A 23,612-nucleotide genomic window follows, 5' to 3' on the forward strand; every position below is an offset into this window, starting at 1 on the left:
GCTATGCAGGCTTTTTTTTCACCAAAAAACAACGCATATGTCGTTTTGATAACGATTTTTTGCGGTAATAATTATTTTTTAGCGTCATTATAATGGACTAGTAAATATGGCCTCACTCTAACTTTTTAAGATAAACATAACAGCGTGCACCTACCTTATGATTGAAAACTACAATTTATTTTTATTGGTCTGCGGTATCGCTTTTTTACTGGGGGCGTTGTTCCCCATTATATTTAAGCGCACGCCTATCTCTTTGCCTATGTTGCAGGTTAGCTTTGGGCTGCTGATGGGGTACTGGTGGACGACCTTATCATTTTTAGACCCTATGAATAACGGCTTAATTATCGAAAAATTAACCGAAATTGTGGTGCTCGTATCCTTGGTTGGTGCTGGTATCAAAATTGATACGAAGCTGTCTTGGCAATTGTGGCGACCGACCGTGCGTCTGTTGCTTATTACCATGCCGATTGGCATCTTTGCGATGGCGGTGCTAGGCTACTATGCATTTGGTCTCAGTCTGGGAGCTGCTATATTGCTGGGCGCAGTACTGGCTCCAACCGATCCCGTATTGGCTTCTAGTATTCAAGTAGGGCCACCCAATACAGGTCGCGAAGACACACCTCGCTTTACATTAACGTCAGAAGCAGGATTGAATGACGGACTGGCTTTCCCATTTGTTTATTTGGCCATAAAAATAGCGGAAGCTTTTAGCCAAGGAAATTCCTTTACTCTCGAGATGCTCTGGTCATGGTTCACTCATGATGTCTTATGGAAAATTGGTGCTGGGCTGGTGGTGGGGATTTTCGTTGGTAAAATTATGGCTAAGCTGGTATTTTCAAAATACGGCCAAAACACCACTATTTCTCAAGGCTATGTGGTCATTGCGCTAACGTTAGTGGCTTATGGACTTGCCGAATTTGTACATAGTTATGGGTTTATCGCCGTATTTATCGCGGCATTTGCCTTTCGCCGCTCAGAGCATGAGCACAGCTATCACCACAAGCTCCATGATTTTGCAGAACAATCAGAAGGCTTACTCATGTCTCTAGTGCTGGTCACTTTCGGCATGTTTCTTGGTCAAGGATTGCAGTCGGGCGTTGAGCTAACATGGCGTGTTTACATCGTCAGCTTCACCTTCCTCTTGTTGATACGTCCCATTGGTGGGTTTATTGCTTTATCAGGACTAAACCTACCACACACTGAAAAATATGCCATCTCTGCTTTGGGCATCCGTGGTATTGGTACGCTATACTATTTATCTTATGCGCTCAACCAAGGTTTTTTCGGTGATGAAGATGCGCTTAAACTGTGGGTCGTCTGTTCAATTGTCATTTTGGCGTCAATCTTTATCCATGGTCTTAGCGCCACAAGGTTGCTTAAAATGACGCCGAATAAATCACATTAACCTTATTGATAGAGCTATCTAGCGTTTTGAAAGCTCTGAATCGACTAAGTTAAGTACCGCTTCCGTTAGTGCAAACTGACGGACATCATTCAGCATCGTGGTGTCAAAATTATGGATAAAGGCAAATGACAACTGACGCTCTTGGTCACACCAAGCAACCGAACCGTTATAGCCCATATGCCCAAATCCTTGCTTGTTTACATCAACTTCTTCACTGTCTGTATGCTGACAAAGACTAAATAACCGATGATAACCCAAGCGCCAATCCATGTTTGCTGGCATAACAGCATCTAGCCCTGTGACTTGCGGTTTGGATAGTTGCTCAAAAGTGGCGCTATTAATAAACGTGTGTCCTTGCCATGTTCCGCCATTGGCTAACATGGCATAGATGGTGGCCAATGCCTGAGCTGAAGCGACACCATTTGCTGCTGGAATAATGGCCTGTAGTGTCTCACGACTGTGATAATCGATCGCTTGTTTGCCAGCAGGTATGAGTGCTGCCTTATAATTTTTTAGATTAAGCTGACTGGTATTGAAGTACAAACGATTAATATGAGCCGTGTCTAGTATCGGTAAAGTGTTTTGCTCATCATCTGACCTTAGGTCTGCCGCTTTGCCATCCATTAAAGCTTGCTGCTGCCAGCAAGCATAACTAGGCAGACTAGCATAAGTACGTAAAGTACTTTGTGAGTCGGCTTTTAGCGTTGGTTTATGACGTTTATTACGCAGTTGTGAGCCAGCCTCATTTGATGTTTCGAAGTCTTTGGCCAGTCTTGCTACTTGGTTGACTTTATTCTCTGGTACACCAAAATAGCAACTATCAGCAATACCTAAAGGCTCAGTGAGATAATGGCGCAATGCCTCAGCTAAAGACATTTCAGTAACGGCTTCTATCAGACCGCCCAACACCCAACCATAGACCAGAGCACTATAAGCGCTGTCATATAACTCGCCATGGTCTGGTGCTGTGATTGGCATGGCAGCAACTTTATTGAGCATTTGATCCCAATCAAGCAAAGTTTCGCTATCCGCAACGATACTCTGAATTGAGAATAAGTTGGCTTGATGCGACATCACGCTACGTAGCGTAATATTCCCTTTATTCTGTGCAGAAAATGCAGGCCAATAATGGGCAATAGGCTGGTCATAATCAAGCATCTGCTGCGAAACCAATATATGTACAAGCGTCGCCAATACACCTTTACCCGTCGAAAAATTAATCGCCAAAGTATCAGGCTGCCATGGCATCTCTGGGCGTACCATCCCCACACTCGCCTGTGCAATGCATTCTCCTGCCAGATAAACAACCACAGCACCACCAGCTGGTGCATCATCAAGCTGTAAGTCGGTGAGTATTTGCTGCAAACGTTGTTGCAACGTTAGATTTATCTGTTGATCAAAAATCTGTGTGGTTTTATTATTATTGTCGATCATGGCTACCCTGCTCCATTTCTATAAAACAGCTAAACGGTAAGAACTATTTAGCCCTTAATATTAAGTGTTCATATGATAAAAAATACATTATTTGCTAAGGCGTAACTGTTCAATATTAGCAAGTTATTTTTTCGTTTGCTTAGGGCGTGTCCTCATTTTAAAAATGGTGATAAAAATGAGATAAATTGCCGTCAAACAAGGAAAGTAGCGCAAACAATATCGAGATATTAAGAAGCTATTTGACGATGTTTGGCAAAATTTAGCTATTTTTAGCCCATTTAGAAAGTAGTCGATTGAATTGAGGACACGCCCTAGAACTTTTATCCTCATTTTAAAAATAACAACGCGCCTTAATAAAAAAGGCAACCTAGTGGTCGCCTCTCTGTCATGCAATGCTGCTTAATAATACGTTGTCATCTTTATGTCTTAGCGCGGTACCAACAGACGATTATGAACTTCTTGCTCAAGCTTCGTTAATCCATGACTGCGCCCACGTTCCATAGCGGTGTCCATTTTACGTCCACGTAACCATCCTGCGCGTAGCGCCATTGCGGCACCCACTCTATTGCCTGAGCCACAATGCACTGCCGTTTTTTTGCCATGATGTTGGCGCAATATATTATCAAATGCCAATATATTAAGCTGCTTTAAGTCTACAGCACCATTAATAGGCAGATGCTCATAGTGCATGCCAGCTCGCTCGACCGCTGCGGCCTCATCAAAGCTCAATTCATCATCTGGCTGTAAGTTAATCACTAGCTCAACCCCAGCTTTCGCTAAGGCAACCACTTTTTCGTCATCGAGTGCACCGCATACAATGGTAGTGTCATCAGGACGAAAATAAGGCTCAAGAATAGTACTAAGATCAACGCCATTGTCTAAAACGTTATTGCCAGCATTCGATACTGTGTCAATAGCTACTGAATGATTCAGTTGATCTGAGTTTGGTACGGCGGTATGTGAAGTCATAATTATAAATTTGTTCGTTATATTGACTATGGTCAATTCCAGTTAAAATAAGTACAAAGCAACCGCGTGTCGATGTATAAGCAATACTTCAAGCGAGGTTAGCGCTATCACTTTTCTATCATGAATCGACCATATTGAGATATTTTTTAGTTAAATGACAGTCGTTCTACTGGCTTTTACTCATGGCCACTCTGTAATTTAACCGTACCTGCCAAATGCGGCTTGTCATTTTTAGAGCTAAATAAGCCAAACTCACAGGTATCGTCTGTGTCTTCAAGTGCAGCCACCGGATCAGCGATAAGCTCTACTTCGGCTGGCAAAAAGATAGGCAGTTTAAATGACACATCAACCGTACAAGCATCCGGCAACTCGTCCATCATAGCAAGGCATTTGGCCTTTGACCACATGCCATGAGCAATCGCTTTAGGAAAGCCAAACGCACGCGCAGATAATGGATGGAGATGAATGAGGTTAAAGTCACCTGAAACAAAAGCATAACGACGACCGATATCTTCTGGCACTTCAAAGATACTATGCACGCCTTCTGGGTTGACTGATGGCTTGACCGTTATTGGACGTGGAGTGCTTTTTTTGTCTTTGCTGCTGATTGGTTTTTTGCTGCGTGACAGATACGTCGAAGTACCTTCCCAAATCACCTTATCTTCTGACTTGACCGTCGTCACAAAATCAAACTGCTGACCCTGAGCATGGTCACGCAAATTATCAAAGGTGACTGACATAGCAACCGTTTCACGCTCACCGATAGGACGATACTGAGTCACACTATTATCGACGTGCACTAGACCCAACATAGCAAATGGAAATGGCTCTTTGACCATCATATTCATTTGCAGCGTTTGAGACAGCACTGAAAAGTAAGTAATAGGTACTTTGCCATTATCTGCAAAACCACAAATTTTACGATAATCGTTTAAGTTACTTTGGTCAATGTGCAAATCGTCCACATAGTAAGTCGCTTGCGGCAATTGGTCTTTACTGATTTTGCCGTTATTACCAATAGGCAATAAACTTTTAACGATATTGGCATAGGTCGTATGCGCTTTCGGCAACGCATCATAATGTTTGTCTGACATAATAAATCCTAAGTGGGGCTTGAGCAAATTTTCTTGGTGTATCTAAAGATGCTATGACATTAGTGGTTACAGCCTATCATTGAGCAATGCCACCAGTATTATGCCTAAATTAGGCACAATCAATAGGCGTGGTTTTAGACAATGTAAGCAACTCTCACAGCAAAAAACAATTTGGCTACTGGTTCTCTGTGTTTTTATCATAAAAAAGCCACCCTTGGGCAGCTTTATTACGATTTATGAGCAATTTTTTCGTAAGTATATGTGAGGAAAATTAAAAATACTGATTAATATCAACCATTTATCATTATCTAAATCATCATTTACACTTACTTATAATTGACACTTACTTATAAAGTAATATTAAGCACCCAATAAGCTTTGACCACAAACGCGAACGATGTTGCCATTTAAGCCACCAGAAGCAGGGGATGCAAACCATGCGATGGTCTCAGCCACGTCTACTGGCAAGCCGCCTTGGCTCATAGAGTTCATACGGCGACCCGCTTCACGAATAGCAAATGGAATGGCTTCGGTCATTTGCGTTTCAATAAACCCTGGAGCAACAGCGTTGATCGTCATGCCTTTGGCGTTGTCTTCTAACTGCTTGGCAGTGGCATTCACCAAACCAATCACCCCTGCTTTAGAGGTAGCATAGTTGGTTTGACCCAAGTTGCCAGCGATACCTGAAATCGATGACACACAAACGATACGTGCATTGTCTTTTAATACGTCGTTGTCTAGTAAATAGCGGTTCAGCCTAGCAATACTAGCTAGGTTAATATCGATAACCATGTCCCACTTTTTCTCGTCCATGTTTGCCAATGTCTTATCACGAGTGACGCCAGCATTATGGATGATTGAATCTAATCCGCCACGCTTTTGTGCAGCTTCGGCGATTTGTTTGCCAGCGTCATCACTGGTGATGTCGACGGTCAATACTGAGCCACTAATTTCGCTAGCGACTTTTTGTAGGTCTGCTTGCTGCTGCGGTACATCAAGGCAGATAACGTGAGCGCCTTCGCGAGCCAATACACGAGCAATTGCTTCACCAATACCGCGGCTTGCGCCAGTTACCAGCATGGTTTTACCGCCAAGAGGCTGTGTCCAATCGACATCGACATTGCTACCCTTACTAACGCGTACGACTTGTCCTGAGACATAAGCTGAACGAGCTGAGGTGAAAAAGCGTAAAGTCGAATCTAGATTTTGCTCTGCGCCGTCTTCCACATAAATAAGCTGTGCAGTAATACCGCGTTTGAACTCTTTACCGACAGACTTTACAAAGCCTTCAAGCGCACGCTGAGCCAAAGCTGTATCAATGTCAGTGATATTCTCTGGTGGGCGACCAATAATAATGACGCGACCAGACTTTTCTACACGACGAGCCACAGTATGGAAGAACTCATACACTTCTTTTAATTGATCGGCATTGCTAATATTGCTGGCATCAAAAAACAAAACTTTAAATTTATCATCGCCGCCCGTATTGGCTTTTGCTTCCACGCCTGCATCAGCAAGGGCATCTTTGATATCATCACTGCTGTTTACATAAACATCAGCATGTACGTCTGACAAAATTCGCGCAACAGACTCACTGACGCTTTTATCATCGCCATTAGCACGACCAACCAATACGCTACCACGTACTAAAGGCTCACCGCTTTCGAAGCGATCAAGGGTAACAGGTAACGGTAAACCCAAATTTTTGGCCACTTTTTTGCCAATAGAAGACTGAACAAAATCACCATAACGGTCTGACATAATATAATCCCTATAACGAACGGTTAGAATAATAGTAATAAATGTAATGTGCCTATTATATAGACTCAACAACCTCATAATTATTGATATTTAGTAAATGAGTCTAAAGCTGGCCTAACTATACACTGCCATCTTAAACAAGTCCAAAAACCGATAATGTCTACAACAATCTGTAAACAACTCAGTATACAAGACGGTCACTTTTTCTGGATTTAAAAATCACCACATTGTGCTAAAATCAGACCTATAAGTTATAGCAAATGCAATTATCGATAACAATATATTATCAAATCTATCGTTATGCAATGCCAATAATTGATACTAGCCAGTCTACGAAAGTCATATTGATGTCTTTCAAAGCTGATACCGACCTTAGATAAGCGTCACATAGTTTGCCAAAGATATACAGTAAGGTCGTAAAAACGTCTTATCATAAACAGTTATGCTGCGTAATAAGTGATAATATTTGCTTCTTGTTTATTTTCGATTATTGAATTACTTAATATAATCATTTTTATTATTAGCTTTACTATTGTTACCCTCTTTTCTTCTGCCCATATTTTTTAAGGATAATATTATGAGTAATAAAAACAATCACCCTGATAGCCCTGTTGTTGAAAGTACAGTGGTAAAAGCCAGTGCGTCAAAATCTACTGATAATAAATCAGAAAACGGTAAAACAGAAACGGCTGTTAAAAAAGCTAAAAGCACGACAGCAACAGACACGTCTAATAAAGAGTCTTCTAGTAATAAAGAGTCTTCTAGCACCACAGAAGCAAATGATAAATCACCAGATTCTACTACGAAAAAGCCAGCATCTGCTGCCAAAAAAACCAGCAAAACCAAAGCCGTTGCTGGTCAAAATCGTGTGGCTATCTTAGGTGGCAACCGTATTCCATTTGCACGCTCGAACGGTTCATACGCTGACGTTAGCAACACCGACATGTTGACAGCTGCATTAGATGGCTTGATTGAACGCTATAATCTACAAGACGAAGTGTTGGGTGAAGTGGTATCTGGTGCCGTCATGAAACTAAGCCGTGACATCAACCTAACTCGCGAAGCCACGCTTAACACAGCGCTCAACCCACATACGCCAACTTACGATATCTCACAAGCTTGCGGTACTGGCTTGCAAGCGACTTTTGCTTCTGCCAATAAAATCGCACTGGGTCTTATCGACTCAGCCATCACTGGCGGCGTAGACACGACCTCTGATGCACCGATCGCGATTGGTGATGGTCTACGTAAAGTACTGATCAAACTGGGCGCGGCTAAAGACAACAAACAACGCCTAAAAGCGTTAATGGGGCTAAATCCAAAAGACTTAATCGATTCGCCACAAAACGGTGAACCACGCACTGGTCTATCAATGGGCGACCATCAAGCCATCACCACACTTGAGTGGAATATCAGCCGCGAAGCACAAGATGAGCTTGCTTTTAACAGTCATCAAAACCTAGCGCGCGCTTATGATGAAGGATTCTTTGACGACCTAATCACTCCATACAAAGGTCTGACGCGCGATAACAACTTGCGCCCTGATACCACTTTGGAAAAACTGGCTAAATTAAAGCCTGTGTTTGGTAGAAAGAACGCCAACCCAACGATGACAGCAGCCAACTCTACACCATTAACGGATGGTGCCTCTTGTGTCCTACTAGGAACCGATGAGTGGGCAAAAGAGCGTGGTCTTAAGCCATTGGCTTATATCGTTCATCAAGAAACGGCCGCCGTTGATTTCATTGGTAAATCTGGCACCACAGAAGGCCTATTAATGGCACCTGCTTATGCCGTACCGCGTATGCTTGAGCGTGCAGGTCTAACACTACAAGATTTCGATTTTTATGAAATCCATGAAGCCTTTGCATCACAAGTGTTATCAACACTAGCTGCTTGGGAAGATGAAAAATTCTGTGAAGAGCGCCTAGGACTAGATACACCACTAGGCTCTATCGATCGTAACAAGCTAAACGTTAATGGCTCGTCGTTAGCTGCGGGTCATCCATTTGCCGCAACGGGTGGTCGTATCCTAGCCACTGCAGCGAAGCTATTGGATCAAAAAGGCTCAGGTCGTGCACTAATCTCTATCTGTGCAGCTGGTGGTCAGGGCGTGACTTGTATCTTAGAGAAATAACTCTTTGACTGCTATTATTTGATTGGTATTATCAGTCAATAGTTGGCATTAATACTGTAAAGCACTCTTTAATCGATGGATTAGAGGGTGCTTTTTTATGCCCATTCACTACTCAAAACTGGATGTTAGTCATGGTCTTGCTAACAACACAATAATGAAACGTAGCCAACGCATAGCTCTATCGGTAGTTATGCTAAAGTAAGAGGATAACCAATAAAAATCATAACAACACTGATTAGGAGTTTTTTATGGGTAAGATACCTTCGTCCATCAATCCCAAATCCCTCACGCCACAAGAGCGTCAGGAACTTAGCTCACCTGAGCAACACAGTTTTATCGAGCGTATGGATAAGGAGGTTTTTAATGATCAGTTGCGTCGTAAGATGCACGAAGACCTCATCGATACTTATGATGAAGAGCTAGAAAACGAGATAGATGATTATGTGCGTGATTTTCGTTTTGATGGGCGCGAAATGAGTGAGCAAGAAAGACTTGATCGTCGTATGTACTTTCAAGAGTTGGTAAGGCTACAGCGCGAGCTAATTAAGTTACAAGACTGGGTCGTTGATCGCGGTGAGCGTATCGTCGTCATATTTGAAGGTCGTGACTCGGCGGGTAAGGGTGGCGCTATCAAGCGTATCACGCAGCGCTTAAACCCTCGTGTGTGTCGAGTGGCTGCCCTACCTGCACCGACAGAACGTGAGCAATCACAATGGTATTTTCAGCGTTATGTTGCCCATTTACCTGCTGCTGGTGAAATTGTGCTGTTTGACCGCAGTTGGTATAACCGTGTGGGGGTTGAGCGTGTGATGGGTTTTTGTACCGATGCACAGTATGAAGAATTTTTTCAGTCGGTGCCTGAGTTTGAACGCATGCTAGTCCGCTCAGGTATTCGCTTGGTGAAGTACTGGTTTTCGATCACTGATGATGAGCAGCATTCACGCTTTATGAGCCGTATTCATGACCCACTCAAGCAATGGAAGCTTTCAGCCATGGACTTACAATCACGCCGCCGTTGGGAAGACTATACCAAGGCTAAAGAGACCATGTTTGAGCGAACGCATATCCCTGAAGCACCTTGGTGGGTGGTTGAAGGTAACAATAAAAAACGCGCAAGGCTAAACTGTATTGCTCATCTACTCGAACAAATTCCTTATAAGGAAGTGCCACGTGATGAGGTAGAATTACCCGATCGTAAACGTGATGACGAATACTACCGTGAGCCTATTCCAGATGATATGTATGTGCCACCGCGCTATTAAAAGATATGGTGGTTTTACGTAGGCCGTGACCTCAGTTCAATCGATTGTCCTCTAAATTGGCTAAAAATGGTTACATTTTGCCAAACATCGTCAAACAGCTTATTGATATCTCGATATTATTTGCATTACCTTCATTGTTTGACGGCAATTTTTATCACTATTTTTAAAATGAGGACACGCCCTAGTCTTATGCTCATAAAAAAAAGCCACCTTATCGATATATAAGGTGGCTTTTTCTATACTGTTTATTTAAAAATAGTCGTCTAATACTTATCAAAACCATTATAAGTACAATAAATAATTACATGGTATACGTGGACTGCAAACCATCTATTTTACCCGCCAATAATCGCTCAACTTCGTTTTTAATTCTTTGACCTGCAATATCAGTTCCAATCTGTACCGCAAAACCTGCCGGTCGACCACCTTGCGTTTTGGCGTTAATCCAAACCACTTTGCCATTCATAGGCAAACGCTCGCTAGAATTGGGTAAAGTGATGGCGATAAATACCTCGTTACCTAGCTGCTGAGCGTCATTGGATGGCACAAATAATGCGCCATTACTGACAAAGGACAAGTAGCTGGCATATAACATTTCGATATTTTCAATGTGGCAGGTTAATATCCCGCCGCGTCCTGGCATGGCCATAGTCAGCTTCCTTCATTAAGTTTGGTATTTTTATTTGCTATCAAGGCAGATTTTCTTATAAACAAGCCAATTCTTGCATTAGCTTATCATAGGCAAATTTTTCTTGCACATTTTGTTGTAGGGCGATTTTTGTCTGCTGTAAGCTATTAGAAAAAAGTGCTAGACCATTATTATCAGGTGGATATTTTTCTAAGGCAGCGGATAGATTGACGTCTTTTTGAAGCTCATTAAGCCCTAAGCAAACACGGCGCATATCAAGTAGCATCAGCTCAGAAAGCTGAATAAATTCCGTGATAATCAGTTGGTTTTGCCAATAGTCACTGGCTGCCACACTACTACGTTTACCACTACGCAATGCCTGCCACGTCGTCAACCATAATGCACGTTTGCTATACCATGGCGCTTGTGCCATGGCTATTGCTGCCAAAGGTGCGCCATTTGCCAATTGGATAAGCTGCTCAATCGCAGCCGTTCCGACCGCTTCACGATTGACCGTAGAGCCAAGTGCCTGTGTCACATAGTCAACGGCGATCACAGGCTGAATGGTCTGTAATGGCAACTGCTGCACTCGACTTTTAATAGTGGGCAGTAATTGTGCTGGAGTATCGCTGATCAAAAATAAATGGACTTGAACTTGTGGTTCTTCCAAGGTTTTGAGTAGCGCGTTGGCCGCGGCAATCGTCATTTGCTCTGCATGGTCTAACACACAGATACGCATTCCTTGACCACCTTGGTAGATAAAAGGCTGCAAGTTACGGATATCATCCACTTTAATCTTAAAAGCACTGTTATTGGCTGTTTTGGGTGATTTTTTATCCTTTGCAGCGTTACTTAATTTCTCTTTATTATCAGCATTGTCTGCACTGATCGGCATACTGATCAGTGGCAATACCTGTAAGCTTGGATGCGTGCCAGATCTTAGCCATTGGCAACTTTCACAGGCGCCGCAAGCCCCTGTGGGATGGCTATCACGCTCACGGCATAATAGCCAAGCGACCAAACGCCATACAAAAGCCCGTTTGCCCATACCTTGCATACCAGCAGCTAATAGTGCATGTGGCAAAGATTGCTGTGATGTCAAAACTCGCTTGGTCAATTGCGACCATAGATTTTGCTGCCATGGCAATAACGCGGCAAAATATATGTAGTCTGTAGTATCCATTGTGCCTGTATTTTGCGTCTTATCACTCATAGCTAACGTCCTATCACTTCGCTTGATTATTCAGGATATAGCGTATTCATGACGCTTTAGGTGAAATATTTTTGCTTAGGCTATTCATCCAATGGGGTTCTGAAATTCAGTCAAACTCATGGCATTTAAGCGGTCTAAATCTTCTTGGGTATCGACCCCTGCAGGTAGATGACAAGCGGCAACTGCAATAGCAATCTGCGCTCCATTTTCTAAAACGCGTAACTGCTCTAGGCTCTCAAGTCTCTCAAGTGGCGTTTGCGGCCAATGCACAAACTGCTGTAATAAACGGACGCGATAAGCATATAACCCTAAATGACGATAAGCATTTTTTGGTGGGTTTCTATGACCATCATTGGACAATACGACATCACGATCACAAGGAATGGGCGCTCGACTAAAATATAGCGCTCGCTGCAAGTCATTAGAGTGTTGACTGACAACCTTGACCACTGATGGACGCATAAAGGTCTCATAGTCGTCGATAGACTCACACAAAGTCGCCATCACGCTGTCATTGTCTGCTACCAACAGCGCCTTCACCTGCTCTAATAATAGCGGCGGTACCAACGGTTCATCACCTTGCATATTGACCACGATATCATGGTCAGCCCACCCTTTGATGGCGGCAACTTCTGCCAAACGGTCAGTGCCTGAAGCATGCTCGCTACTGGTCATCACCACATCAAACCCTGCATCTATGCATATCTTGGCAATATCGTCATCATCCGTGGCAATACACATATCATCAGCGAAGTGCGCTGTTTGCGCCTTTTCAGCAACCCAAAGAATCATCGGCTTACCATGTATCTCTAGTAATGGCTTGCCAGGTAGCCGCGTGCTCTTAAAACGAGCAGGGATAACAATATGAGTTTTGGCGGGCATAATCACTGACGACATGGGGTTTCCTATAGCAATTTTTATACGGTTTAAAGCATCATCTATTATTTGCTTTGGTACTGTTATTGGTATTGTCATTATTTGCGATATCAATACCTAGCTTTTTTAGCTGCTGCTGCAGATTATCATAACAGCTGTCAGAGAGTTCAGCAGTTACTGGCAGCACCCATAGTCTGTTTATCAGCGTTTGATACTCGTCATTTAGCGCTTTATCAGTAGTGGCTTTCGATAGCAACGCTCTTATTTTTACCGCATCTTTACTGGTTACTACGATTGGATATTCGGTATACAGCAATAATTCCGCCAACTCAAAATCATAATGATCAGGATAAGCATGTCCAACGACATCGAAGCCCAGCGAACTTAAAGTATCAAAAAACCGCTGCGGATAACCAATACCGCTCACCGCATGCACTCTACAACCTTTTTTAGGCATATCAATTTGAGAATAAGATAAAGTAGGTTGCCATAAGAGTTGCAGAGCATCCGCCTCTAAGTGCATCGTCAAATGATTGGCTCGGTACAGATTGCTGTTATCTTTGTCGTTGTCCACTGAATCTGTTGTTAGTGGTTCATGGTAGATGACAGTTGCACCCTGCAACCGCGACATGGGCTCACGTAAAAACCCTGTTGGCAGGAGTTGCTGATTACCAAAGCCTCGTGCTGAATCGACCACAATCCATTCAATGTCACGTTGCAGTGCATAATGCTGCAAGCCGTCGTCGGCAATAATAAATTGCAAGTCAGGATGGGCAGCTAACAAGGTTATAATCGCCTGCTTACGATCAGGACATACTGCCATGGGTGCATTTGTCATATTGACAATCAAACAAGGCTCATCCCCTACCACGTTGGGCAAACTGGCGGCATCGACCAAAGCGGGCATTTGACTGGTGTCGCCACCGTAACCACGGCTGATAACCCCTACCTTTACTCCATGTTCTTTTAGATAATCAACCAAGGCAATAATCAATGGTGTTTTGCCACTACCGCCCACGCTAATATTGCCGATCACCATAACGGGAACAGGCGCACGATAACTTGCTAACAGCCCAGCTTTATAAGCTTGACGACGCAGCGTGGTGATAAGTCCGTACAACCAACTAATAGGTAGCAATAGCCATAGCCAAGCGGCTTGACGTTGCCAGGCACGCGTCACTGTCGTTTCAATACTCATGATAATTTGACCACTTACCTATTCAGCTAAACTTTAACTTAGCACGATTTGAACGTCAAAGCTGCTCAAAGAATAGTCCAATAATTTTATTCAAAGTCGCGTTCATACATTTGCGCATAATGACCTTGCAATTGCATAAGCTCATCGTGCGTGCCCAACTCGACGATTTGACCGCTGTCTAACACGGCGATACGATCGGCTGATTCAATGGTGGTCAGTCGATGTGCAATGACTAACGTGGTACGATCTTTCATCACATTATCAAGCGCTTGCTGAATGTAATACTCTGATTCATTGTCTAACGCACTGGTTGCTTCATCTAAAATTAAAATCGGCGCATCTTTTAATAGCGCACGAGCAATCGATAAGCGCTGACGCTGCCCGCCAGACAGCTGCAAACCTTCAGCACCAATTTCACTTTGATAGCCGTTTGGCATTTTCATAATAAAATCATGAGCAAAGGCATCTTTTGCGGCACGCTCAACCTCCGCTTGGGTTTTATTGGCTAAGCCACCATAAGCAATATTGTTAAATACCGTGGTATTGAACAGGACTACTTGTTGATTGACCATCGCAATCTGCGCCCGTAAGCTCTCAAGCTTAATGTCTTCAATCGGTATACCATCCAAGGTAATTTGCCCAGAAGAGGTCGACAAGGTGCGCGTCAATAAATTTACTAAAGATGACTTACCAGCACCACTTCGCCCTACCAATGCAACCGTCTCACCCGCTCTTACATCTAACGTAAAGTCACGCAAAGCGACCGTTGAGTCAGGATAAATCAGGCTGACATTATCCAGCTTGATTTCGCCCGTCAAAGTAGGGCTAAGCACACCAGTATCTGTTTCTTCTGGCTCATCCAACAAGGCAAAAATCGACTCACCTGCCGCGATACCTTTTTGTAGTTTTTGATTGATGTCAGTCAATGAGCGTACCGGCTTGCTGAGCAAACCTGCAGCCGCGATATATGAGATAAACTCACCCGCTGAGATATTGTCTATCACCGATGGGCGTAGTGCGAGCCAAACCACAACTGACATGGCGACAGCCATTAGCAGCTGTACTGCTGGCGTATTGATACTGTTGGTCACCACGACCTTCATGCCTTGGCGTAAGTTCTTTTTCGATGTTTTATCGAAGCGTGCGGCTTCGTATGCTTGACCGCCATAGTTTTTGACAACCTGATAGCCACCAATCACTTCATTGGTAATATGGCTGACATCACCCATCGTCTCTTGAATACCCTTAGACAACTTTAGATAACGCTTTGAGGCGATGCGAATAAGCCACAATATTGGCGGTAGCACAACGAATAAAATTAACGTCAAACGCCAATTGCTATAAAGCAAGAAACCTATCAAGGCGACGACTGTCAAACCATCCCGCAGTAGCGTCTTCATAGAGTCTGTACTAGCGGCGGTGACTTGCTCAACATCAAATATCAGCTTGGATGAAATGGTACCAGCAGGATTGGCTAAGTAAAAAGAGCTTGGCAGACGAAGCAATTTATTAAAGACTTCCACTCGCAGCTCATATACCAAATTACGTGAGACCAGAGCAGAATAATAATTACCCAAAAAGCTACCAACACCGCGGACAAAAAACAGACCAATGATCAATAATGGAAATAAATCCTGTTTGCTTTGATCGTTCTGATTAATGGCATCGGTGATGTATTGAAGTAATTTGGCAATCCAAATCTCTGTCGCCGCATTAATCGCAAAGCCCAACACAGTAAGCATTAATGCCCACCAGTATGGTTTTAAATAACTCAGCAAACGCAGCAAGGTCTTATGTTTAGGTATGTTTGACGGCTCTGCTGATAGTTTTTTAGCAGCAGTTTTTGCAGAGTCAGGTTGATATGCTTGGCTCATAAAAGCCTCAATTTGGGGGTCATCATATGAATGGACTGCGTTAAAATCACAGTTTTATAAGAGCATCTATCAATGGCATTAAAGTAGCTATAGGCTACTGCGGTAACGGCTGACCAAGTGGCACGACCGTACTGATATTAAGATTCAAAAATCCCAGTTTACCCGCAATATCCATCACTCGCACAACCGATTGATGGGTGGCATTGGCATCCGCAGCAATAACAAATAGCATGTCACGATTACTACCAGCTTCTTGTTGTAGCATACTGGTCAACTCTGCCTCATTGCTACTAGCAAGCGTAATACCGTTCACCAGATAACTGCCATCTTCTTGTACTGCCACTTCGATACTGTTTTTCTCTTCTGTCAGCGCGACACCTTCAGCTTCAGGAAGAATAATATTTAAACGACTAAAATGATTAAACGACGTTGCTAATAGCAAAAACACAATCAAAAACAACAAGCAGTCAATCATCGGGGTCAAGTTAATTTCGAGCGGCTCAACAGTCGGTTTTCTAAAGCGCATATCACTCTCTTTAATTTACTGAATACTCATGTGCTTGATGGATTATTAGAGCCTGCTGAACAGTCACAAATACTAAGAAATAAATGCTAAAAAATAAATACTAAGAAGTGACGGCAACACCATTATTTGAGCTTAATCCATCCACTGCATACTCGTGATCTACAACGTCAGCCGATGTCGCACGATGTGCAGGCACATTCAAGCCAGCAGTAGACGTATTTTCTAGCAAATGATAATCATACAACTCTTGAATCATTAGCCCCGCTTGCGTCTCAAACTGGGCATTAATATCGATAATACGGCGCTGAAAATAACGATAGGCAACCAGTGCTGGAATAGCCACGATCATACCAGCAGCAGTCGTAATCAACGCTTGTGACACACCAGCAGCAAGCATCGTTGGGTCTTGCATCGCCCCATCGGTAATCGCCAAAAATGACGAAATAATGCCTAACACCGTGCCTAACAAACCGAGTAGTGGCGCAATCGCTCCTATGGTCCCAAGCATATTGATGTTTTTTTCTAACTGATGCACTTGTACGCTAGCGCGGTTTTGCATATGCATCGTCATCGAATCTAAGCCATATTGACGATACAGCAGCCCTGTCGCTAAAATATCTCCCAAAGGTGTTTTTTCTTTGACATTCATCAACTGTGTACGACCAATATCCCCATTCTCACGTAAGCGCGTGATTAGCTGTTCGCGCAATCTACTCGGAGCAACTTTATTAAACTGTAAGGTATGACTACGCTCGATGATGATAACCAATGCCAATATTGAGCACACCACGATAGGTGTCATCAACCAACCACCCGCTTTTACCAACTCCCACATATTGACTCTCTTTTATATTTTTATAAAAATAGCGGCTATCAAAATATCTTAAATTTACAGCATCATGACAAACTCGTTAGCGATATCAAGCCTGTGCTTCTATGTGCTTAATCAAAGCTGCTAACTGATCTTGGTTATGGAAAAATATCTCAACACTACCCTGGCCATCTTTTTTGTGTTTGAGTTTGACTTCAGCCCCTAACATATCTGTCAGTCTTTGCGTCAAGCGCTCAACCTCACGAGATTGCGTTTGCTCAGCACGATTAGCTTTCGGTGCAGGCTGCAAGATCGATTTAACCAACTTTTCAGCATCGCGTACCGTCATACCGCCGTCGATAATTTTTTGCGCGATAATCGGCTGCTGCTCAGAGGATAATGCTAAGAGCGTGCGCGCATGACCCATATCTAGGGCGCTATTTGCCAAATGATCTTTGACTGTATCATGCAGCTGATTGAGACGTAGCAAGTTTGATACGGTGGTGCGCGCCTTGCCAACGACTTCGGCAATCATTGCATGACTCATACCAAATTCAGTATGAAAGCGTTGTAATGCGGCGGCCTGCTCAATCACAGACAAGTCCTCACGCTGGATATTTTCAATCAAGGCCAGTGCGATGGCAAGCTCATCAGATAAAGCACGTTCAATCGCTGGAATGACAGATTTTCCTGCCATTTTTGCCGCACGCCAGCGACGCTCACCAGCGATGATTTCATGGGTAACGAATGCTTCACTCTTGTCTTCATTGGCCAATAACGGACGGATAACAATCGGTTGCATGACACCGTGCTGCTCAATCGAAGACGCCAGCTCTGCAAGCGCCGTTTCACTCATATCACGGCGTGGCTGATACTTACCCGCTTGCAAACGCGTGACATCTATTTGCACCAAGCTGATTTGGTCTTCAGAGGCAATGGCATCTGTTCCATTAACACGACTCTTATTAACCGTACCTTTGTTTACCGTACGCGGCGACCGTGTGCTACGACTACTGGCCATGGTGTCAGAGGCGATAGCTTTGGTCGTTGGTTTTTCACTGGTCTCATTACTATCAGATTGAGCAGGCGTGCTAATATTTAATCTATCAGCGTTTAGCGTTTCAGCTGGCAAAGTACTCTCACGCGCCGCCATATCGTCTTGCAAGGCAGAGGCGGTGATTTGCTTTTCTTTTTTGATTGACCCCAATAAGGCATCTAAGCCTCGATTGGCAGCCAACCCTCTTTTCTTCGCCATGATTACCTATCCTCTAACGCTAAAATAAAAGCCAAATAATTATTAATACAGCTTACTCATTACTCATAAATACAATATTCAATATCTGTTTGCACGCTTGTGCTTACAGTCTATCATTGGTGCTAAAAAACATGCATACATGCGTATTAGTCACTTTGTTTCATGACTTCAGCCGCCAATTTTTGATAAGCGCGCGCACCTTTTGACCATCTCTCGTAAGCGATAACTGGCAAACCATGTGCTGGCGCTTCTGCCAAGCGAATATTTCTTGGAATATGGGTTTTATACATAATATCGCCAAAGTGCGCTTCAAGCTCGGCAGACACGTCGCGAGCCAGTGTATTGCGTGTATCAAATAATGTTCTCACTACACCACGAATGTATAGCTTCGGATTCAACTCGGTTAAACGCTCTATCGTCTGCGACAAATCAGCCAAGCCTTCTAATGCATAGTATTCACACTGCATCGGAATAATGACGCTGTCTGTAGCAACTAACGCATTAATCGTCAGCAAATTCAAGCTGGGTGCACAGTCTATAACCACATAATCGTAAGCAGGTTTGTTAGCAGCTAGCTGATCATTGACCAATGCCACCATTGCTGTCTTAAACAGCTCATGGCTATCGGTCTTATTCATTAGGGTGATATCCATGCCAGCCAAATCACGATTGGCGCCGATCACATCAAACCTCGCCGGACTAGTAACAATAGCATCAGATAACGACACCCCATCCAATAGCACGTCCGCTATTGTCAGTGCCAATTCATTCTTATCGACACCCGTACCACTGGTCGCATTACCCTGTGGGTCTAAGTCAATCAGCAGTACATGCTTGCGCTTCGCAGCCAAGCTGGCGGTCAAATTTACTGCCGTCGTGGTTTTGCCCACGCCGCCTTTTTGATTCGCAATTGCTATGATTTCCATACACTCACTCAATTTAATTAGGGTCTATTACTGTTATTTTACTTTTGGCTTACACAATCAATTTTTCGCTAAACTTTGCATAGCATCATACTCATAAGTGTAAACAGTACGAGTATCTCTATACAATTAGCACTATCTGTATCACCATATTTTGAATATCTTGCCATTCAGATATCAACAAAACCATGTGTCACCGACATGTATCATTTAAAAGGTGTTCATAGCTTAGACATTTTTATAGGACAATTCAATTAAATGACGACTATCATGTAAACGAGGCACTTTAAGCTTAATCGTCTTAATATGCCAGTCATTGTCTAGTGCTTGTAGTTCTTCATCGCTTGGCGCTTTGCCTTTCATCGCGCATAGGTAACCGTTATCTGCTAAGCGCGGCTGAGCCACTTCGACAAAATCGATCAAACTGGCAAAGGCTCTAGAAGTCACAACGTCATATCTGGCTTCATGCGCCTCGATACGAGAAGCAATTGGCTGCATATTATTCAAGCCAAGCTCACTGCTGATTTGCTTAATAAAACGAATTTTTTTCTGATTACTATCAAGTGCGGTGCATTGACGCTCTGGCTGACAAATCGCAATGATAACCGCTGGCATCCCTGCTCCTGTGCCAATATCTAACAGTGACCCTGACGGTAAATGCGTTATAATAGCCAAACAATCAATTATATGTTTGATTAACGCCTCTTCTGGATCAGTGATGGCGGTCAGATTATACGCTTTATTCCACAACAAAAGCTGGTCTAAGTACAATAATAATGTGCGCTGCTGCGTCTCACTCAAGGATAGCTTGAGCTCATTGACCGCTTGAGCCAAGGTATTCGCCAGCGCTGGCAACTGTGCGCCAAGCTTTACGAAGCCAGTCGGATCAATACGGATATTGCCCGTGTTAGCAGAGGATGAAGATGTTTTAGTAAAGTCTGACATACAACGAGTTATCCAGTTTTGACATGTGAACCGTCTATTTTATCATGCAGTCTGCCCATTGAATAGTTGCAGATTGCGCCAATGTGAGACATCTTATACTATCTGAGCCTATATTGAGGCGTTATTGTTCTTTAATCACGTTAAATGGATAATGAATGATTGCTTATATAGCCGTTTTTAACAGAGCCTGCTAATGATACAAAACTGCTTTTAATGATTTATTTAAAACACCGTTTTATCTTGTAAGATGTTTTTATGAACGATGCAAATTAACTAGAAAAAGCCAAGTATTAGCACTCATTAGTAAACTTAATAACACTTAATAACACTTAATAACTACGCCACTTTCTACAAACGATATAATTTATACCTATGACCAAACAGCCACACATCCCTACCTCTCAATTATCAAGAGATGCTAATAAAAAAGACGCTAATAATATGGCAACACCCATCATTGAATTAAAAAGCACCCAATCAGCAACAGCGGATGCACCGCATCCATGCTTTATTGATATCAAGCAGCGCTGCCTTGTCACCGCTGAGCAATTAAAACGCTATAGCGACCCTGATGAATTACCCTCGGATACCCGTACGGCACCAGATCTAGACGTGGGCTTTGGTCAGCAGCGTGCCCTAAAAGCCTTACAAACAGCTTTGGATATCAAAGCCAGTGGCTATCATGTGTTTGCTGCTGGTGAAAATGGTTTGGGCAAACGCACCGTCATCAGCCGCTTGCTAACGCGTATTGCCGCCGATGCACCCACACCTGACGACTGGGTATATGTGCATAATTTCACCGATCCACGCACCCCTTTAGCGCTGCGACTACCTGCGGGGCAAGCCTCTTTATTGCAGCAGCAAGTCAATCAATTATGGCAACAAGCCAAAAAACGATTGAGCCAACGCTTTCGTAGTGACCAATATCAAAGCAAAATCGAAGCCATCAAAAATGACACGCATCAAAAAGAAAGTCAGGCTTATGATGTGCTCAATGCGGAAGGCAAACAATATGATTTGGCGTTGACGTTTCGCTCCTTTGATAATAAAGCGGTGTTTGTCCATCCCAGTCAACTCGCGATAGAAACTAGTGGTGGTGGTGATAAATTATCTGCTAGCCATAAAAATAAATCCGTGAGCGATAATAGTAGCAAAGCGAGCATTTCTAGCACCGAGTATAACGATCCTATTAATGCAGAGCGGAATGAAAACAATACTGAATACGGCAATAGTGAATACGAAGCGGAGTTAAATAACTTTGTCCAAAAAAACCATATGCAAAAACGCTTAAGTCAGTTGACCATCGCGTTAGAGCAGTTAGAGGACGAAGCCAATGATGCGATAGAAGCCCTGCATCGCAATATTGCACGTCGTGCATTACAACCGTTATTTGCCCCTGTTTATGAGCAATTTGCCAGTCACCCACTGGTCGTTGATTATCTCAAGACCGTATTTGCCGACATGGTTACGCATGTCGAGCGCATCGTCAATGGCGATGACGAAGAATTTGTGACAGCAGTTTTGGCCACGACCCCAAGTCGCTATGCGGTCAACGTCATTGTCAATCACACCCCAGAAGATGGCGCACCTGTCATCTTTGAGGACTTACCGACGCACTTGAACTTGTTGGGTCATGTCGAGCAAATCACCCAATTGGGCACGGTCACCACTGATGTCAGTATGATTCGAGCAGGTGCTCTACACCGTGCCAATGGTGGTTATTTACTATTAGAAGCGAGTCACTTACTTGAGCATCCGTATGCTTGGCAGGGTCTCAAGCGCGCACTACAATCACGCAAAATCAAACTCTCAAGCCTTGAACAAATGCTGACCCTAACAGGCAGCTTATCGTTAGCACCTGCCCCCATTGACCTTGATGTTAAAGTGATTTTGCTTGGTGAAGCAGACTTATATTATGAGCTGTTAGAGCTTGAGCCTGAGTTTGATGCGGTATTTAAAGTACGTGCAGATTTTCACGATGATGTGCCTCGCAGCAGTGAGCACGAATTGGCGTTAGTCGCGAAAATGACTGATATCATTGACTATGCCAATCTCTATCCGTTTGATCGTAGCGCGCAAGCTGCCCTACTTGAGCATTTAAGCTTACAAGCAGAAGACCAAGACCGCTTAAGCTTGCACAGTGATTTATTAATCAAGCTGTTGCATGAGTCTAACCGCCACGCGCATTTAAGCGGAAAAAACATTGTCAATGCCTATCATGTCACACAAGCCATCGATGATATGGACGAGCGTTCAGGATACCTGCGTGACCTCTATTGGGATGAGCTAAAAAACGGTCAGCAGCTTATTCAAACCACAGGCAGCGCGGTCGGACAAGTCAATGCGCTGACAGTGGTCAGCTATGCCGATAGCGAGTTTGGCATGCCCGCCCGCCTGACTGCCGTCATTCAACCAAATATCGGTACCGGTGAGATTCTCGATATCGAGCGTGACGTAGATTTGGGCGGTAGTTTACACGCCAAAGGCATGCTGATTATGACCAGCTATTTGCGCGCATTATTTAGCCAACATCATGCGCTCAACTTTAGTGCTTCACTCGCTTTTGAGCAAAGCTACGCCCACATCGATGGCGATAGTGCCACCGTCAGCGAAGGCTGTGCGCTGCTATCTGCCTTAGCAAACGTCCCGATTGATCAATCATTTGCCATTACTGGCTCTATGAACCAATTGGGTGAAGTGCAAGCGGTTGGTGGCATCAATTCTAAAATCGCTGGATTCTTTGATGCATGCCGCGAGCAAGAATTGACTGGGCAGCAAGGCGTGGTCATTCCTATGGCCAATGTCAAACAGCTCATGCTGCGTGACGACATCATTGCTGCCGTTAAGGCGAACGAATTTCATATTTATGGTGTCTATACACTGAGCGAAGCATTGACACTGATGACTGGTTTACCTATCGATACCATGAACAAAAAAGGTCGCTATCGTAAAGACACGTTGTTTGGTAAAGTCTTAAGTCGTCTGATGTTATGGGATGAAAATCAAGATAACAATGACGATGGTATGGATGATAAAAATTCCAAAAAGAAAGATAAAAAGAAGCAGAAAACAAAACGTCAGAAAAAACAGGGCAAGAGAAAAAAAGAAAAATGTAAAGACAAGGCGGAGCATAACGAAGTCAGTATCAATGAGGATCAAGGTATCAACCAAAGCATCAATCAAGGTATCGATAACAATGCCACTAAAACGCCCATTGACGCCATATAAGCTGATTTATAGTGAAATTTAGCCTTGTCAAAACCAATCAATAAGTCAGTGTGCTAATTTAAGACATGCCCTA

The 23,612-nt window shown here is 43.5% G+C and carries 18 protein-coding genes; 4 read left to right on the forward strand and 14 right to left on the reverse strand.

Features of this window, described 5'->3' with window-relative positions:
- The first annotated feature begins 157 nt into the window (after positions 1 to 157).
- Entirely contained in the window at positions 158 to 1,405 is a 1,248-nt protein-coding gene (locus JMY05_RS06025; protein WP_045446076.1) for a cation:proton antiporter, read from the forward strand.
- Positions 1,406 to 1,423: 18 nt separating this feature from the next.
- Here the strand turns inward: JMY05_RS06025 and JMY05_RS06030 are convergent, their stop codons facing one another.
- From JMY05_RS06030 to JMY05_RS06045, 4 genes are all read right to left on the reverse strand, one after another.
- Positions 1,424 to 2,839, reverse strand: a complete 1,416-nt coding sequence (locus JMY05_RS06030; RefSeq protein WP_045446073.1) for an EstA family serine hydrolase — start codon at positions 2,837 to 2,839, stop codon at positions 1,424 to 1,426.
- 426 nt (positions 2,840 to 3,265) lie between these two features.
- Positions 3,266 to 3,808 (reverse strand): beta-lactamase hydrolase domain-containing protein, encoded by a 543-nt coding sequence (locus tag JMY05_RS06035; protein WP_045446069.1) that lies wholly within the window; start codon positions 3,806 to 3,808, stop codon positions 3,266 to 3,268.
- Between the two features lie 176 nt (positions 3,809 to 3,984).
- Positions 3,985 to 4,902: a MaoC family dehydratase gene (locus tag JMY05_RS06040; RefSeq protein ID WP_045446066.1), complete on the reverse strand. Its 918-nt coding sequence runs from the start codon at positions 4,900 to 4,902 to the stop codon at positions 3,985 to 3,987.
- Positions 4,903 to 5,262: 360 nt separating this feature from the next.
- On the reverse strand, positions 5,263 to 6,663 hold the full coding sequence (locus tag JMY05_RS06045) for a 3-oxoacyl-ACP reductase (protein ID WP_045446055.1): 1,401 nt from the start codon (positions 6,661 to 6,663) through the stop codon (positions 5,263 to 5,265).
- 577 nt (positions 6,664 to 7,240) lie between these two features.
- Here JMY05_RS06045 and JMY05_RS06050 point away from each other — a divergent pair.
- Complete coding sequence (locus tag JMY05_RS06050; RefSeq protein ID WP_201614496.1) at positions 7,241 to 8,800, forward strand: acetyl-CoA C-acetyltransferase; 1,560 nt, start codon at positions 7,241 to 7,243, stop codon at positions 8,798 to 8,800.
- 248 nt (positions 8,801 to 9,048) lie between these two features.
- Positions 9,049 to 10,062 (forward strand): polyphosphate kinase 2, encoded by a 1,014-nt coding sequence (gene ppk2 / locus JMY05_RS06055; RefSeq protein WP_228139068.1) that lies wholly within the window; start codon positions 9,049 to 9,051, stop codon positions 10,060 to 10,062.
- A gap of 301 nt (positions 10,063 to 10,363) precedes the next feature.
- Here ppk2 and JMY05_RS06060 read toward each other — a convergent pair whose 3' ends face one another.
- The 10 genes from JMY05_RS06060 to rsmG all read right to left on the reverse strand — a co-directional run bounded on the left by JMY05_RS06060 (position 10,364) and on the right by rsmG (position 20,311).
- Positions 10,364 to 10,711: a PilZ domain-containing protein gene (locus tag JMY05_RS06060; RefSeq protein ID WP_045446052.1), complete on the reverse strand. Its 348-nt coding sequence runs from the start codon at positions 10,709 to 10,711 to the stop codon at positions 10,364 to 10,366.
- A gap of 55 nt (positions 10,712 to 10,766) precedes the next feature.
- A complete protein-coding gene (locus JMY05_RS06065) occupies positions 10,767 to 11,903 on the reverse strand; it encodes a DNA polymerase III subunit delta' (protein ID WP_045446049.1) in 1,137 nt (378 codons plus the stop codon).
- Positions 11,904 to 11,987: 84 nt separating this feature from the next.
- Complete coding sequence (kdsB, locus tag JMY05_RS06070; RefSeq protein ID WP_045446046.1) at positions 11,988 to 12,800, reverse strand: 3-deoxy-manno-octulosonate cytidylyltransferase; 813 nt, start codon at positions 12,798 to 12,800, stop codon at positions 11,988 to 11,990.
- A gap of 37 nt (positions 12,801 to 12,837) precedes the next feature.
- Positions 12,838 to 13,977, reverse strand: coding sequence for a tetraacyldisaccharide 4'-kinase (lpxK, locus tag JMY05_RS06075; protein ID WP_045446043.1), 1,140 nt, complete (start codon positions 13,975 to 13,977; stop codon positions 12,838 to 12,840).
- An 86-nt stretch (positions 13,978 to 14,063) separates the two neighbouring features.
- On the reverse strand, positions 14,064 to 15,851 hold the full coding sequence (msbA, locus tag JMY05_RS06080; protein ID WP_227678119.1) for a lipid A export permease/ATP-binding protein MsbA: 1,788 nt from the start codon (positions 15,849 to 15,851) through the stop codon (positions 14,064 to 14,066).
- 94 nt (positions 15,852 to 15,945) lie between these two features.
- The gene (locus JMY05_RS06085; protein WP_025651795.1) at positions 15,946 to 16,377 is read right to left on the reverse strand and encodes an ExbD/TolR family protein; all 432 of its coding nucleotides are present in this window, start codon (positions 16,375 to 16,377) and stop codon (positions 15,946 to 15,948) included.
- A gap of 100 nt (positions 16,378 to 16,477) precedes the next feature.
- Positions 16,478 to 17,212, reverse strand: coding sequence for a MotA/TolQ/ExbB proton channel family protein (locus JMY05_RS06090; protein ID WP_045446040.1), 735 nt, complete (start codon positions 17,210 to 17,212; stop codon positions 16,478 to 16,480).
- A gap of 85 nt (positions 17,213 to 17,297) precedes the next feature.
- Complete coding sequence (locus tag JMY05_RS06095) at positions 17,298 to 18,443, reverse strand: ParB/RepB/Spo0J family partition protein (RefSeq protein ID WP_201614498.1); 1,146 nt, start codon at positions 18,441 to 18,443, stop codon at positions 17,298 to 17,300.
- Between the two features lie 146 nt (positions 18,444 to 18,589).
- Complete coding sequence (locus JMY05_RS06100; protein ID WP_045446038.1) at positions 18,590 to 19,369, reverse strand: ParA family protein; 780 nt, start codon at positions 19,367 to 19,369, stop codon at positions 18,590 to 18,592.
- A 225-nt stretch (positions 19,370 to 19,594) separates the two neighbouring features.
- Positions 19,595 to 20,311, reverse strand: coding sequence for a 16S rRNA (guanine(527)-N(7))-methyltransferase RsmG (gene rsmG / locus JMY05_RS06105; RefSeq protein WP_045446034.1), 717 nt, complete (start codon positions 20,309 to 20,311; stop codon positions 19,595 to 19,597).
- Between the two features lie 372 nt (positions 20,312 to 20,683).
- Between rsmG and JMY05_RS06110 the strand changes: the two genes are divergently transcribed.
- The gene (locus JMY05_RS06110; protein ID WP_045446031.1) at positions 20,684 to 23,539 is read left to right on the forward strand and encodes an ATP-binding protein; all 2,856 of its coding nucleotides are present in this window, start codon (positions 20,684 to 20,686) and stop codon (positions 23,537 to 23,539) included.
- Positions 23,540 to 23,612 lie beyond the last annotated feature (73 nt).

This window comes from Psychrobacter sp. JCM 18902 (genome assembly GCF_904846615.1).
Classification (GTDB): domain Bacteria; phylum Pseudomonadota; class Gammaproteobacteria; order Pseudomonadales; family Moraxellaceae; genus Psychrobacter.

What these genes read in the sequence shown, in the direction of transcription:
- JMY05_RS06025 (WP_045446076.1), top strand. Translation starts at nt 158, where the DNA reads ATGATTGAAAACTACAATTTATTTTTATTGGTCTGCGGTATCGCTTTT.
- JMY05_RS06030 (WP_045446073.1), bottom strand. Translation starts at nt 2,839, where the DNA reads ATGATCGACAATAATAATAAAACCACACAGATTTTTGATCAACAGATA.
- JMY05_RS06035 (WP_045446069.1), bottom strand. Translation starts at nt 3,808, where the DNA reads ATGACTTCACATACCGCCGTACCAAACTCAGATCAACTGAATCATTCA.
- JMY05_RS06040 (WP_045446066.1), bottom strand. Translation starts at nt 4,902, where the DNA reads ATGTCAGACAAACATTATGATGCGTTGCCGAAAGCGCATACGACCTAT.
- JMY05_RS06045 (WP_045446055.1), bottom strand. Translation starts at nt 6,663, where the DNA reads ATGTCAGACCGTTATGGTGATTTTGTTCAGTCTTCTATTGGCAAAAAA.
- JMY05_RS06050 (WP_201614496.1), top strand. Translation starts at nt 7,241, where the DNA reads ATGAGTAATAAAAACAATCACCCTGATAGCCCTGTTGTTGAAAGTACA.
- ppk2 (WP_228139068.1), top strand. Translation starts at nt 9,049, where the DNA reads ATGGGTAAGATACCTTCGTCCATCAATCCCAAATCCCTCACGCCACAA.
- JMY05_RS06060 (WP_045446052.1), bottom strand. Translation starts at nt 10,711, where the DNA reads ATGGCCATGCCAGGACGCGGCGGGATATTAACCTGCCACATTGAAAAT.
- JMY05_RS06065 (WP_045446049.1), bottom strand. Translation starts at nt 11,903, where the DNA reads ATGAGTGATAAGACGCAAAATACAGGCACAATGGATACTACAGACTAC.
- kdsB (WP_045446046.1), bottom strand. Translation starts at nt 12,800, where the DNA reads ATGTCGTCAGTGATTATGCCCGCCAAAACTCATATTGTTATCCCTGCT.
- lpxK (WP_045446043.1), bottom strand. Translation starts at nt 13,977, where the DNA reads ATGAGTATTGAAACGACAGTGACGCGTGCCTGGCAACGTCAAGCCGCT.
- msbA (WP_227678119.1), bottom strand. Translation starts at nt 15,851, where the DNA reads ATGAGCCAAGCATATCAACCTGACTCTGCAAAAACTGCTGCTAAAAAA.
- JMY05_RS06085 (WP_025651795.1), bottom strand. Translation starts at nt 16,377, where the DNA reads ATGCGCTTTAGAAAACCGACTGTTGAGCCGCTCGAAATTAACTTGACC.
- JMY05_RS06090 (WP_045446040.1), bottom strand. Translation starts at nt 17,212, where the DNA reads ATGTGGGAGTTGGTAAAAGCGGGTGGTTGGTTGATGACACCTATCGTG.
- JMY05_RS06095 (WP_201614498.1), bottom strand. Translation starts at nt 18,443, where the DNA reads ATGGCGAAGAAAAGAGGGTTGGCTGCCAATCGAGGCTTAGATGCCTTA.
- JMY05_RS06100 (WP_045446038.1), bottom strand. Translation starts at nt 19,369, where the DNA reads ATGGAAATCATAGCAATTGCGAATCAAAAAGGCGGCGTGGGCAAAACC.
- rsmG (WP_045446034.1), bottom strand. Translation starts at nt 20,311, where the DNA reads ATGTCAGACTTTACTAAAACATCTTCATCCTCTGCTAACACGGGCAAT.
- JMY05_RS06110 (WP_045446031.1), top strand. Translation starts at nt 20,684, where the DNA reads ATGACCAAACAGCCACACATCCCTACCTCTCAATTATCAAGAGATGCT.